This window comes from Paenibacillus jepli (assembly GCF_047238105.1).
Lineage (GTDB): Bacteria > Bacillota > Bacilli > Paenibacillales > Paenibacillaceae > Paenibacillus_D.
Genome location: NZ_JBDFMD010000001.1, coordinates 4,609,083 through 4,622,461 on the forward strand (window position 1 = coordinate 4,609,083; position 13,379 = coordinate 4,622,461).

14 protein-coding genes are annotated in these 13,379 nt (G+C 56.9%); 8 read left to right on the forward strand and 6 right to left on the reverse strand.

Translation table 11 applies throughout. The annotated features are described in order from the left end of the window. Positions 1–2 precede the first annotated feature (2 nt). On the reverse strand, positions 3–767 hold the full coding sequence (locus ABC336_RS19915; RefSeq protein WP_413240304.1) for a dioxygenase family protein: 765 nt from the start codon (positions 765–767) through the stop codon (positions 3–5). A gap of 143 nt (positions 768–910) precedes the next feature. On the opposite strand from ABC336_RS19915, the gene ABC336_RS19920 reads away from it, so the two are divergent. Further along, complete coding sequence (locus ABC336_RS19920; RefSeq protein WP_413240305.1) at positions 911–1,831, forward strand: ArsR/SmtB family transcription factor; 921 nt, start codon at positions 911–913, stop codon at positions 1,829–1,831. A 5-nt stretch (positions 1,832–1,836) separates the two neighbouring features. Further along, positions 1,837–2,706 (forward strand): AraC family transcriptional regulator, encoded by an 870-nt coding sequence (locus tag ABC336_RS19925; RefSeq protein ID WP_413240306.1) that lies wholly within the window; start codon positions 1,837–1,839, stop codon positions 2,704–2,706. A gap of 83 nt (positions 2,707–2,789) precedes the next feature. Here ABC336_RS19925 and ABC336_RS19930 read toward each other — a convergent pair whose 3' ends face one another. Next, positions 2,790–3,617 (reverse strand): aldo/keto reductase, encoded by an 828-nt coding sequence (locus ABC336_RS19930; RefSeq protein ID WP_413240307.1) that lies wholly within the window; start codon positions 3,615–3,617, stop codon positions 2,790–2,792. A 194-nt stretch (positions 3,618–3,811) separates the two neighbouring features. Between ABC336_RS19930 and ABC336_RS19935 the strand changes: the two genes are divergently transcribed. The 4 genes from ABC336_RS19935 (at position 3,812) to ABC336_RS19950 (ending at position 6,682) form a co-directional block, all read left to right on the forward strand. After that, the gene (locus tag ABC336_RS19935; RefSeq protein WP_413240308.1) at positions 3,812–4,582 is read left to right on the forward strand and encodes a DUF2087 domain-containing protein; all 771 of its coding nucleotides are present in this window, start codon (positions 3,812–3,814) and stop codon (positions 4,580–4,582) included. Between the two features lie 20 nt (positions 4,583–4,602). Beyond that, positions 4,603–4,986, forward strand: coding sequence for a GIY-YIG nuclease family protein (locus ABC336_RS19940; RefSeq protein WP_413240309.1), 384 nt, complete (start codon positions 4,603–4,605; stop codon positions 4,984–4,986). Positions 4,987–5,007: 21 nt separating this feature from the next. After that, entirely contained in the window at positions 5,008–5,832 is an 825-nt protein-coding gene (locus ABC336_RS19945) for a MerR family transcriptional regulator (RefSeq protein ID WP_413240310.1), read from the forward strand. 79 nt (positions 5,833–5,911) lie between these two features. Beyond that, a complete protein-coding gene (locus tag ABC336_RS19950) occupies positions 5,912–6,682 on the forward strand; it encodes an SDR family oxidoreductase (protein ID WP_413240311.1) in 771 nt (256 codons plus the stop codon). Positions 6,683–6,939: 257 nt separating this feature from the next. On the opposite strand, the gene ABC336_RS19955 is transcribed toward ABC336_RS19950, so the two are convergent. The 4 genes from ABC336_RS19955 to ABC336_RS19970 all read right to left on the reverse strand — a co-directional run bounded on the left by ABC336_RS19955 (position 6,940) and on the right by ABC336_RS19970 (position 11,142). Continuing rightward, positions 6,940–8,505, reverse strand: coding sequence for an extracellular solute-binding protein (locus ABC336_RS19955; RefSeq protein WP_413240312.1), 1,566 nt, complete (start codon positions 8,503–8,505; stop codon positions 6,940–6,942). A 63-nt stretch (positions 8,506–8,568) separates the two neighbouring features. Further along, positions 8,569–9,429 (reverse strand): carbohydrate ABC transporter permease, encoded by an 861-nt coding sequence (locus tag ABC336_RS19960; RefSeq protein ID WP_413240313.1) that lies wholly within the window; start codon positions 9,427–9,429, stop codon positions 8,569–8,571. Next, positions 9,423–10,379, reverse strand: coding sequence for an ABC transporter permease (locus ABC336_RS19965; protein WP_413240314.1), 957 nt, complete (start codon positions 10,377–10,379; stop codon positions 9,423–9,425). The genes ABC336_RS19960 and ABC336_RS19965 overlap by 7 nt, the downstream gene beginning before the upstream one ends. A 310-nt stretch (positions 10,380–10,689) precedes the next feature. Next, complete coding sequence (locus ABC336_RS19970) at positions 10,690–11,142, reverse strand: MarR family winged helix-turn-helix transcriptional regulator (protein WP_413240315.1); 453 nt, start codon at positions 11,140–11,142, stop codon at positions 10,690–10,692. Between the two features lie 153 nt (positions 11,143–11,295). Between ABC336_RS19970 and ABC336_RS19975 the strand changes: the two genes are divergently transcribed. Next, complete coding sequence (locus ABC336_RS19975) at positions 11,296–12,267, forward strand: aldo/keto reductase (RefSeq protein WP_413240316.1); 972 nt, start codon at positions 11,296–11,298, stop codon at positions 12,265–12,267. A gap of 132 nt (positions 12,268–12,399) precedes the next feature. Then, positions 12,400–13,371, forward strand: coding sequence for a hypothetical protein (locus ABC336_RS19980; RefSeq protein ID WP_413240317.1), 972 nt, complete (start codon positions 12,400–12,402; stop codon positions 13,369–13,371). Positions 13,372–13,379: the final 8 nt, after the last annotated feature.

Consider the following 13,379-nt stretch of genomic DNA (forward strand, 5'->3'; position numbering starts at 1 on the left):
CTTCAAAACGCCATCGCCAGATAGCTGAGGTTGCCGTGATCATAGCTGCGGTGGAGCACCTCTCCCTTCGCGTGAGGGCCCCCGCTGCCCAGCGCGAGCAGCAGCGGTACGAAATGCTCTGGACGCGGCACCGCACGGGCGGCTTCGGGAGCGAGAGCCATGTAATCGGCGAGCTCGTCGCGCCGAGCGCTGTCCATCCGTTCGATCAGCCAATCGTCGAACGCTTCTGCCCAGCTGTCCGTTTCGCGAGCGCCAAACCTTAGCTGGCGCAAATTGTGCACCGTCGCACCGCTGCCGATGATGAGGATGTCCTCTTCCCCGAGTCCATCCAGCGCTTCGCCGATCCGGAGCTGCTCGGCCGCCGCCAGGAAGGGGTGCACCGACAGCTGGACGACGGGAATGTCCGCAGCGGGGTAGAGACGACGCAGCAGCGTCCATACGCCGTGGTCAAGGCCTCGCCGGGTGTCCAGATGGGTAGGAACGCCTGCCGCTTCGAAGCGGGCCTGCACCATCCCGGCGACCAGCGAGCTTCCGGGAGCCGGGTAAGTTAGCGAGCGCAGCTCGGGAAAACCGCCGAAATCGTAGATCGTGTCATAGGAGCGGTCCATCGCTGAGATCGTCAGCGTCTCCGCCTCCCAATGCGCCGTGAAGATCACGATGGCTTTGGGCTGATAACGGCTGCCCAGACCATCCAGGAACCGGGTATAAGGCGTGTCTTCAATGGCGATATAAGGGGAGCCGTGACTAAGAAATAAAGAAGGGATCATAGGAAAAGCCTCCAGATCATGTAATTAACTTATTTTAAGTAAGTATATAACCGGATTGCTTGTCCGTCAACCGCGAAAAGATTTTACATTTGAGCCGGGATCAATTAATATTTGTATTAATTCATTCAAGGGAGCTGCACCGCATGAAAGCAGATATCAGCCGGGCATCGCTGCCCGTGTTCGAAGCGCTGGCCAGCGAAGTTCGCTTGAATATCATCCGTCTGCTTGCCGAGCGCGGTTCAATGCACAATAAGGAGATGGCGGCGGCACTGGGACTAAGCGGAGCGATCATGACCATGCATGTCGGCAAGCTGGAGCGTGCAGGCCTGATCCGAACGCAGATGGAGCGCAAGGGAGGCAGCACTTACAAGTTCTGCTCGCTTGCCGTTCAGCATCTCTCGGTCGAATTTCCTTTGCCAGCCCGGCCTCTGGAACGCGCGGTGCATGAGCATGCGATACCGGTAGGACATTATACGGATATCGAGGCTTGGCCGACCTGCGGTTTGGCCGCATTGGACAAGATGATCGGACAGTACGACGATCCGCGGTATTTTTTTGAACCTGAACGCATCCACGCGCATCTGATCTGGTTCAGCAGGGGGTATGTGGAGTACAAGCTGCCCAATTACCTGCTGAGCGGGCAACAGGCCGAAGAGATCGAGATTTCCTTTGAGCTCGGCTCGGAAGCGCCTGGCTATAATGATCAGTGGCCGTCCGACATTTCATTTACGTTGAATCACACGTTGCTGGGACAGTGGACCAGTCCGGGCGATTACGGCGATACCCGAGGGCGTCTCACCCCGGCATGGTGGACCAGCGACAAAAACCAGTACGGGCTGCTCAAGAGTCTGCGGATCACCCGGGATGGGACGTTCATCGACGGCCAGTTGATGTCGCCGGTGACGATCCGGGATATCGAGCTGGATCGCAACCAATGGACCTTTCGGTTCGAGGTGCCGCAGTCGGCCGCCCATGTCGGGGGGCTGACGCTGTACGGCCGCGGTTTCGGCAACTATGATCAAGACATTGTGTTTCGTATGTACTACAAGGAAGGGAAACAATAACAACTATGAGTATATCGACCGACACGCCTCTTCTGACCTTTCTTGTCCCGCCCATGCCCTATCTGATCGACTCGGATCTGCATATGTATGAGCCGGGGCAGTCGTATCCCGGCCGGGTCAACCGGGGCACCTTTGATCTGCTCTACGTACGCGAGGGAGCCTTGGATCTGCAGGAGGGCGGCTACCGGATGAGGGTAGAAGCCGGAGAAGGCGTTATTTTGCGACCGGACCGCCGGCTGGAGGGCAACCGGCCTTGCGAGACCAAGACGATATTCGAGTGGCTGCACTTCCAGACTGCGGGAGAGTGGGAGGAGCGAGGCGGAGGCGCAGCCGGGGAGGATGCCCTTCGCGGCGACCACTATCTCTATGCGCTGCATCTGCCGAAGCAGATGCATATGCGCGAACCGGAGCGGGCAGGCGCGCTGTTGCAGCAGCTGCGCGAAGCGACGGAAGGCTCCGAGCAGACAGCCTTCTGGCAGCGTCAGCAGGTGTTCCAGCAGCTGCTCCAGCTGCTCGACGAACAATGGCGGGGACACGGCGCTCCTAACTCGCTCGGGGTGGCCGAACGGGCCGCTACCTTCCTGAAGCGGCAATACCGCACCCAGATTACCAACACGCAGCTGGGCCGGGAGCTGCAGCTGCATCCCAACTATATTGCCCGGTGCATGCTGGAGGTATACGGCTTCACGCCGCAGCAGTTCCTGCTGCTGTATCGGATGGACCAGGCCAAGCTGCTGCTCGTCAAGACGGATTGGCCCGTGGCGAGGATAGCAGAGGAGACCGGCTTTCGCCAGACGCCGCATTTCTCGCGCACCTTCTCGGAGCATGCCGGCCTGTCTCCGTTGCAGTACCGCAAGCAGTTCACGGGACGTTGACGCATCCGGGAACCGGTAGACATACAAGAAGCTCGCATCCAGGTCAGGAGGCGAGCTTCTTTGATGTGCGGACAGCATGTCCGTTAAAAATTAAAGTTGTCCGGATCCGGCCCGAAGCGCTTGTTCTGATTGAGCCCGTCGATCCGGTTCATCTCCTCTTGCGTGAGGGAGAAGTCGAAGATATGGGCGTTCTCCCGGATCCGCTCTTCATGCGTCGATTTAGGAATCGTCACCACGCCATGCTGCAGATCCCATCTCAGCACGACTTGGGCCGCTGTTTTACCGTACTTCTCGGCGATCTCCTGAAGCACAGGCTGATCGAGATTGCCCTGCATGAGCGGACTCCATGCTTCCAGTTGGATTTTATTCTCCCGGCAATATGCACGCAGCGGCTCTTGGGTGAGCAGCGGATGGAACTCGACCTGATTGACCATTGGACATACATCGCAGCTGCCCATCAGGTCAATGAGATGATGCACCTGGAAGTTGCTGACGCCGATTGCCCGGACGAGGCCGTTATTATACAGCTTCTCCATAGCCCGCCACGTATCCTTGTACTTGCCCTTGACCGGCCAGTGAATGAGGAGCAGATCCACGTACTCCAGGCCCAGCTTTTGATTGCTGTTCTCGAAGGCGGCGAGCGCCTCATCATAGCCTTGGTCGGAGTTGAAGATTTTGGTCGTGACGAAAAGATCCTTGCGTGCCACGCCGCTGTTGCGTACACCGTCGCCCACCCCGGCTTCGTTCTTGTATGCGGCGGCGGTGTCGATGCTGCGGTAGCCGCTCTGGATCGCGGCCTCTACCGCCTGCACCACCTCATTGCCGTCTTCCACCTTCCATACGCCGAGTCCAAGCCAGGGCATTTTAACGCCGTTATTAAGTGTGGTATAGTCTGCAATTGATTGTGTCATCGCTACTCCTCCTTCATCTGAAACGCTTGCGGGGCAAGCAGGTCTTTCATTTATATACCCGGATTCATTTCGTTTCAACACAGCGTGTACGGAAAAGATGTTGGGAAACACAGGGCCGGGATAGAAGAGATGCTTGATTTAAATCAAACAAAAATGTATAATGTCTATAAATAAACAAACATAACAAAGGATTGATGGACGTGGAGTTATCTGAACGATTCTGGACGGTCCCCATCGAGAGTCTGAAGCAAGGCTATGATTATGACCCGTCCGAAGAAGCTTATATCTGTCTGGTCTGCGGAGAAGCGTATATGGACGGGGTGATCTATCCGCATGAAGATCAGCTGTTGGAGGCGAGCCGGATGATCCGGCAGCATCTGGCGCAGGAGCACGGGTCCATGCTTCATTACTTGCTGAGCCTGGACAAGAAAGCAACCGGTCTCACCGAGCTGCAGAAGGAGTTGATCGATTCTTTTGCCGCCGGCCTGAGCGACGCGGAGATCGTGAAGCGGGCGGGCAGCGGCACCACCTCGACAATCCGCAATCACCGGTTCGCGATGAAAGAGAGGGCCAAGCAGGCCCGTCTGTATCTGGCGATCATGGAATTACTGGATGAGCATGCCGGCGGCGCGCCCAGGTTCGTACCGATTCACCGCACCGCTACGCAGGTGGATGAGCGCTATGCCCTAACAGAGGCTGAGTACGAGGCGATGATCCGCAAGTACTTCCCCGACGGCGCAGCAGGCCGGCTGACCGGATTCCCCCGCAAGGAGAAGCGCAAGCTGGCGATTCTCCGACATATCTCAAGTCGCTTCGAGCGGCAGCGCAAGTATTCGGAGAAAGAAATCAATACGATTTTGAAGGCTGTCTATCCTGAAGATCATGTCACGCTGCGACGCTACCTGATCGAATACGGCTTCCTCGACCGGACGGATGATTGCAGCGTCTATTGGATGAAGGAATAACAACAAAGGGGGTTCGGACTATGGACCGGAGAAAACAGCTGGTAGCAGAGTATCAGCAGCAAAAACGTGAGATGGGAATCTATGAGATTGTAAACAAGACGAGCGGACGGAGGTATGTGGCCGCCAGCCCGACGCTGCAGACCGTATGGGGCAAGGAGCAGTTCGTCTTGTCGATGGGAACGCACACCAACAAGGAGCTTCAACGGGACTGGACAGCGCTTGGCGCCGAGCAGTTCGAATTCAGTGTGGTGGAAACACTCAAGCTGGCGGACGATATTCGCAATGACTACAAGGATGTGAAGACGCCGGAGGGCGACTTCCACCGGCTCGCAGCCGACAGCTACAAACGCAAGCTTGAGGCGCTGCTCGAGAAGCACAAAGCCCAATGCGAATTGATTTACTAACGGGGAAGAAGGGAGTTACGAATGTTCAGGATTGGGGCGTTCGCCAAACGGTGCGGCTTGACGGTGAAGACGCTGCGTCACTATGATGAGCTCGGTTTGTTAAAACCTGCGAGAGTAGACGAAGAAACCGGGTATCGTTTTTATTCTGCAGAGCAGCTGCTGACCATCCGGCGCATTACGGGGTTTAAAAAGCAGGGCTTGACCCTTGAGATGATGCGGCCGCTGTTGTCCGGACCGACTTCACTGACATATGCGGAGCATACGTTGCTTGAGAAACGGAAGGAACTGGAACGCCAGATTCAGAAGGCTCAGCTCCAGCTTGCGGAGGTCGATGAACGGCTCATGAGGCTCGGTCGGCAAGCGTCGCCTAGTGAAGAGGAGGGATTCAAACTGCGCAGTGTGGCGCCGGTCCTTGTTGCTTCCGTACGTCAGACCTTGCCGATGGACCAACTGTGTTTGCTGCTAGACGAACTAAAGCAGTATGTCAGTTCCCAGGATGAAGATTCCGAACGCGAGATCACGATCCTTTGGCACAAAAGAGCCTCCTGCAAAGAGGAGCCTTCGGACATCGAGGTCGCTATGCCGGTCTCCAAACCATTGCCTGGTCATGGACGAGTAAAGCTACAACAATTGCCCGGTATACAGGAAGCAGCCTCATATACTCATCGATGTGATCCGTATGAAGGCAGCTGCAGGGCGAGTGAGATGTTGCTGTCATGGATCGCTGACAAGGGATACCGGTCGCTTGAGACGCTTCCGATTCGGGAGATCTATTGGACCTCGGATCAGGATATCTACGGTCAGTTCCGGATCGCGGAAGCGATCATACCGGTGACACGGGATTAAAACCTGGAAACCACTCTTGACTCTCCCCTTATGGGGAGGGTTTATTCTGGCATCAACTAACGGATAAGGAGTGGAACTCATGCAAGTAAAACGTTTGGAAGGTCAGATCGCAGTCGTCACAGGAGCCAGCCGAGGGATCGGGAGGGGGATCGCGCTTCGTCTCGCTGCTGAGGGCGCGCTCGTAGTCGTACATTACGGCACCCGACGGGAGGAGGCGGAGAAAACCGTCTCAGCGATCGAGGCTGCCGGCGGCGCAGCATTTGCAGTCGGTGCCGAATTGGATACCACGGAGGGTGTTGGTCGTCTCCTTCAGCGCTTGGATGAAGGGCTAATCCGGAGGACAGGGAGCCGTCAATTCGATATTTTGGTTAATAATGCAGGGATCGGTACCGCTTCTCCATTTGAATCGACAAGTGAAGAGGAATTCGACCGGCTGTTTGCAGTCAACGTCAAGGCGCCTTTTTTCCTCGTCCAGCGATCGCTTGGCCGGCTGAAGGATGGCGGTAGGATCATCAATATCTCATCTGGTGTGACGCGTATTGCTTATCCCCATATCATGGCCTATAACCTTACTAAAGGCGCCCTCAACACATTTACCTTGCACCTGGCCCAGCTTTTGGGTCCGCGGGGGATTACCGTGAATGCAGTTATGCCTGGTATCGTCGATACGGACGTCAACGCGTCATGGCTGCACACGCCAGAAGGGCATAGATACGCCGTAGAGTCTTCCGCTCTCGGACGTGTCGGAGAGCCTTCGGATATCGCAGATATTGTTGCTTTCACGGCATCCCGAGACGGACGCTGGATCACGGGACAGATGATAGATGCCACCGGAGGAACGCATTTGTAAGCCGATCCCCGCCTGGAGGAGGGATTTCGCAGCGACCCGCGAAATCATAAGGATGGCTCTACGGGCAATGACGCCGATTTGGAGGACAGGAGATCCGCTATTTGCCCGGGGCAGGATTATGGGTGAATAAGGGCCGCTGTGTCCGTAGGAGCATCTCAGCACCATGATAGCGAGATACGGTGGAACGGCTCGCATTGCACATCACAGCCCCGCGCACACCGTGCGCGGGGCTGCTCTCTTTGCCGCAGACGCAGAGCTTATGAGCCGAAGCCCAGCTCCTGCAGCTGCTGCGTTGCGGAATCTATAAAGGCGGTATAATTCATCGATGTCTCCAGCGTCTTGAGGAAGGCGTCGTACTCGTCAAGAGGCCGCCTGTTGTAGACGAACTTGGCCAGCTCTTCCTCGATATAGCGCGTCGCATCCGCCTGATTGAAGCCGTCGGGATTGTCGATAAATCCGTCCAGCACCTCGATGCGCGGCTGCTCGGCGGCAAAGGTGATGTAGTCCGATTGTCCGGCGAACTTGGCCTGCAGGTACTCCATCTCCGGCCGCCCGGTGAACTGGTAGAGCCACGAATGTCCGACATCGCCCGCCTGATCCGTCATTTGGGGCACGCCGTCCTCCAGCGTATAGTGCACATCTTCGACGCCGAACTGGACGAGCATCGAACCGCCGTTGGGATCGGAGATATAGTTCAACAGGTCGAAGACGCGCTGCAGCTTCTCCGGCTGCTTCTCCAGCGCCTTGGGGATCGCGAAGCGTCCCGGGCTGGCACCGATATCCCATGCCCCGTCATAACGGCCGGCCGGACCTTCCGGCGCCTCGATCTGGATCCACTCGGCGTTCGGGTTGACGGTCTGGATCTGCTCGACGAACTGCTCCTTGGTCATATTGGGCCAGTCGATATAGATGATGCCGGCCTGCCCCTTGATCGCCTTCTCCTGATGCTGGAGGCCGGTGTTGGCCAGCAGCTCGGGGTCAACCGCGCCGGTGGCGATCATGTCGCGGATGAAGGCGAGCGCCTCCGGCATCGCCGGATCGTAGAGCGAGTTGATGACCGCGCTGTCTTTCTCGTAGAAGTTGCCGGGCATGCCGACCCCGTAGCCGCCGAACACAGGCGCGAAGGCGTGCAGCTTGCCCCCGGTCAGACCGAGCGTATCCGGCTTGCCGTTGCCGTCCGGGTCACCGGTGGTGAAGGCCTGGGCGACTGCGGACAGCTCTTCGATCGTCTGCGGGACGTCAAGACCCAGCTTATCCAGCCAATCCTTGCGGATGAAGTAGGTGTTGTAGGGCACTTGCGGCGATTTGGAGATCGCATAGACCTTGCCGTCCACGCTGCCTTTCTTGACGCTGTCCTCGCCGATGAAGCCGACCGTCTGCTGGAGCTGATCCATATAAGGCGTCAGGTCGAGCAGCAGACCCTGCTGCGAGAACTGGATCAGCTGCTGCCGGTTGACCATGAACAGATCGGGGAAATTGCCGGACGCCATCCGTACGTTAAGCTGGTTCGTATAATCGTCTCCGGAAGGGTAGACGGTCAGCGTCAGATCGATGTTGAGTGCTTTATCGAGCTCCTGCTTGATCTGATCCTTGTCGGGCGAAGGGAGGTTGTTGCCGGTCTCGATAATCTCCAGCTTGAACGGCTTTTCCTCTACTGTGCCGCCGGACTCGGCAGGCTTGTTATTGCCGCTGCCGGCGCTCTCGCCGCCGTTTCCGCTACCGCTCTCTCCGGCACAGCCTGCCAGCAGCGAAGCCAGCAGGATCAGCACGACCAGCATTTTCGCACGTACCCAAGGCTGATAGAATTGTTTTGCTTTGCGCATGTGAATGACCCCTTTCATCTCGTTAATGGTTATCTGGGTTTACATTTCATCTCGTTTACAGGGTTAGCCTTTGATCGACCCCAGCAGCATCCCTTTGGTGAAGTGCTTCTGCAGGAACGGATAGATGATGATAACCGGCAGGGAAGCGAGCATGACCGAGGCCATCTGCATCGTCTGGGTCGGCATCATGTTCTCCGCATTTTCGAGCGGCTGCTGGCTTTGCATCAGGATCTCGCGGACGACAACCTGCAGCGGGAAGAGCGTCCGGTCCGTGACATAGAAGATGGCCTGGAAAAATTCGTTCCAATGCCCGACCAGATAGAACAGGCCGACGGTCAGCAGCACCGGCACCGAAAGCGGCGTGACGATCTGCAGCAGGATGCGGAACTCCTTGGCGCCGTCCATCCGCGCAGATTCGAACAGTTCCTCCGGCAGCCCCTCGAAGAAGCTTTTCATAATGAGTACGTTGAAGCTCCAGACGGCATTGGGGAGGATCATCGCCCAGACGGTGTCGAGCAGCCCCATCGACTTGACGATCAGATAGGTCGGGATGATGCCACCGCTGAACAGCAGGGTGAAGACGATCATCAGCAGGAAGATGTTGCGCCCCGGCAGGTTCTTGCGGCTGAGCGGGTAGGCCATCAGGCCAGTCAGCACCAGATTGACTGCTGTCCCGACCACCGTGATGAACACCGTCACCTGGAAGGCCTGCGGGATGTGGGACTCCGTCAGCAAGGTTTTGTACGCCGAGAAGGTGATCTCCCGGGGGAACAGGATGAACCCGCCATTGCGCAGCACCTCGCCGAATGGCGTGATCGAGACTGAGACGACGTACAGGATCGGCAGCACGGCAGCCAGACCGCACAGCCCCAGGATGATGTAGACGAATGTATTGAACAGCTTGTCGTCGAGCCCTCTTACCATATGCCTTCCCCCCATCGTTTGGCCAGCCAGTTGGCCCCCAGAACCAGGATCAGGCCGATCGAGGATTTGAACAGGCCGACGGCGGATGCCAGACTGAAGTTCATCTGCTGCAGACCGGTCCGGTACACCCACGTATCCAGAATATCGGCAACCGGGTACACCTGGATGTTGTAGAGGATGTAGATCTGGTCAAATCCCGCATCAAGCAGATGCCCCAGCTTCAGGATGAACAGCAGGATGATGATGCTCCGGATGCCCGGCAGCGTGATGTGCCAGATCATACGCAGCCGGCTTGCGCCGTCGACCTTGGCCGCTTCGTAGAGCGTCGGGTCGATGCCCGACATCGCCGCGAGGTAGATGATGGCGCCCCAGCCGAGGTTCTGCCACACCTCCGAGCCGACCAGGATGCTGCGGAAGTAGTCCGTAGAGGTCAGGAACGGGATCGAGCTGCCTCCGGACTCGACGATCCACCGGTTGACCAGTCCGCCGTTCTGGGAGAATAAGGCGAGCAGGATGCCGAAGATGATGACCCAGGAGAGAAAATGCGGCATATAAGTGAGCGTCTGGACAAACGACTTGAGCCAGCGGATCCGGCACTCGTTGAGCAGCAGCGCCAGGATGATCGGCGGCAGCGTGCCCCATACCAGCTTGTAAAGACTGATCAGCAGCGTGTTGGACATTAGTTGTCCGAAGTACGGAGATTCATAGAAGGCCTGGAAGTGTTTGTACCACGGGTTGACCCACGGGCTGCCAGTGATGCCTTCCATGATGGCAAAGTCCTTGAAGGCGATGATGACTCCGTACATCGGGAAGTAGCGGAAGATGACAAAGTAGACGATGCCGGGCAGCAGCATCAGGTAAAAGGCCCGGAAACGCCATAGCGACTTGGCGATGGTATGCCATCTGGACGGATGCAGGCTTGGTGTATTCGCAAGGCCCGGGGGCTGCATGGGATCCCTCCTTCAGGTGTGAAGCAGCTTCAAGCGGCGTGCACTCCGTATATTGAATGCGCTTCCATAAGATACTTTTAATTATATAGCCCCTCCGTGGGAGCCGATATACACAAAAACGTAAAAAGTGTACCGGATCCGGGCGTGAATCAAGCTATACGAGGTCTAATAAGCGGTAAAATAACCCCACAAATTTCATGACCTGGCGGTCAAGTGCGGCTTGGCTTCGAAGCGTACTCAGGTGCTTTGCGGGGGGCCCCGGAAACATATACGCTATTAAGGATGAAAAAGCGATCCCGGGCGGCAGGGGCTACCCGCCGCCGGGATCGCTTTTGGTGCGCTCCGCCAGCTCAGAGATCGAGGCGGCGTCTCGCTCGGTTAATTGGTTCAGGAAATGCGTGCGGATGGCCCGGGAAACGACGGGAAGGGCTTCATCCAAAGCGGATTGTCCGGCAGCAGTGATGAAGACATCGACGCCACGATCCTTTGCGGAGGGCTTCCTCAGGACAAGTCCCCGTTTCTCCATCCGGGTCAAGTGATGCGACAATCTGCTCTTATCCCATTCCATGGAGTCTGCCAGCTCCTGCTGGCGCAGCTTGCCCTCTCCGAATTGCACCAGCCGGTCCAATACGCCGAAGTCGGCTTCCGACAGACCGGTCTGTTCCGACAGCTCTTTTGCCACGCGGCCGAAGACACGTTTGAAGGTGCCTTTCCACATATGCCACAGCCGCATTTCTTCAGGGTTCAGGTCATTTTTATCCATAGCCTCATCATATCACGGTTGACACATCAACCACAAGATGGTATTCTTCACTTGGGTTGATGTGTCAACCAATAAAGTGATATGACATTTTGGTTGATATGTCAACTTGGTTCATTTTTAATTTAATTTTAATTTATTGGGAGAGATGCAGACATGGAATACGTGAAGCTTGGACGCAGTGGATTAGAGGTTTCGAGGCTAAGTCTTGGCACTATGAGCTTCGGAGTACCTGAGCGGGGCAATGCCCCGTGGTCGCTCAATGAGGAGGACAGCAGACCGATTATGAAACAGGCGCTCGAGTCGGGCATCAACTTTTTCAGCAGTGCCAATATGTATTCTGACGGAACCAGCGAAGAAATACTGGGGCGTGCCCTGCGGGATTACGCCCGGCGCGACGAGGTCGTCATCAGTACGAAGGTATTTGTCCCGATGCGCAAAGGAGCCAATGCGATGGGGCTGTCCCGCAAAGCGATCATGACCGAGATCGATAACAGCCTGAGACGGCTGGGGACGGACTACGTGGATCTGTACCAGATCCATCGTTGGGATCCTCATACGCCAATAGAAGAAACTATGGAGGCGCTCCACGATGTCGTCAAAGCGGGCAAGGCCAGATACCTCGGCGCATCATCCATGCAGGCGTGGCAGTTTGCCAAAGCCCAGCATGTCGCGCAGCGCCATGGGTGGACACGGTTCATAGCGATGGAAAACAGACTCAACCTGCTCTATCGCGAGGAAGAAAGGGAGATGCTGCCCCTGTGCAAGGATGAGGGAGTCGGCGTGACGCCTTACCTGCCTCTGGCTGCCGGCCGGCTGGCCCGGGATTGGGATGAGCAGACGGTGCGGTCCGGGCAGGACCAGATCGCCAAGGCGTTGTTCGCCAAAACAGAAGAAGCGGATCGCAAAGTGGCACAGCGAGCAGCGGAGGTCGCCGCCAGCCGGGGAGTCCCGCGGGCGCAGGTGGCGCTGGCCTGGCTGCTGCACAAAGAAGAAGTGACAGCGCCGATTATCGGTGCGACCAAGCCCGGCCATCTCGAAGATGCGATCTCGGCATTGTCGCTTCAATTGACCTCTGCAGAAATCACGCGACTGGAAGAGCTGTATGCAGCGCATCCGGCAGTATAAAGGGTCAACTTCTCGTCATCGTATTTTAGATATATTTTAGATTTGCTTTCGAGGGAGTTTAGACTCCTCCTTTAGACTATGGTTGTAAGCACGAAAGAGAAACCATACAACCTTTAAAGGAGCGAGCAGACGATGAAAAAGAAAAGCAGAGTAGTAATGATTGGTGCAGCGGTGGCTGCAGTAAGTATGTTCACGGTGACGGCATTTGCGTCCACACCTAATCAGGATGGGTACAAGGCGTTCAAAGAGGTGCTGAAGGCGAATCAGATGTCTGAGCATACGATCGAAAGCGGGACGGTGAACGGCGACTTGACGGTCACGCTGAATGGCGCGACCGTGCTGGAGGCGAGCGGCCAGGCGAAAATGGAGAACACCGGAGAGAGGCCCGGCATTAGCGGCGACTTCGACTTCAACCTTAACGGCATCGGACGCAGCGCCAGTATGTACAGCAGCGGAGATGACTCGGTCTATCTCATAGACGAGACTCACGGCCTGCATTACCAGGTGATCAACATCGGCGAAGAGCATCCCGGCAAGCACGGCGGACGGCCGGATGAGGGGAGCTACGAGCATCGCCCGATGAACAAAGCGGAAGAAGCGCTGCTCGACTATATCGTCGGCGATCTCAAGAATAACTTCAGCGTCGTATCCCATGCTGACGGCTCGAAGACGATCGAGGTGCTCGTAAGCAAGGAGGAGGTCCCGCTCCCGGTCCGGATGCTGATCGATGTAGCATCAGCTGCAGACAGGAACGGGCATGAAGATGAGCAGGAAGCGTCAGCTGAGTGGGAGGCGGCCTTGCAGCTTCCGTTCTTCCAGGGCTTGGAGGCAGCAGACCTCGAACAACTGCTGCCAGAGCTGGTAGAGGACGTAGCCATTGAGCGTGTGCACCTGCAATTGACAGTGGATCAAGACAACATGCTGCAGCGTGTACAAGGCGAGCTCGAGGTGAGCGGCAAGGACGAGGCGGGCACCGCCCACCGCGTGAAGCTGGCAGGGGCAGGCGGCATCAGCAGCGTCAACGCAACAACGCCTGACGTATATGATCCTGCTGGCCATTCGGTAGACATCATCGATGCGGAAGCGCTCGTAGACTGCAGCTAACCGATTCA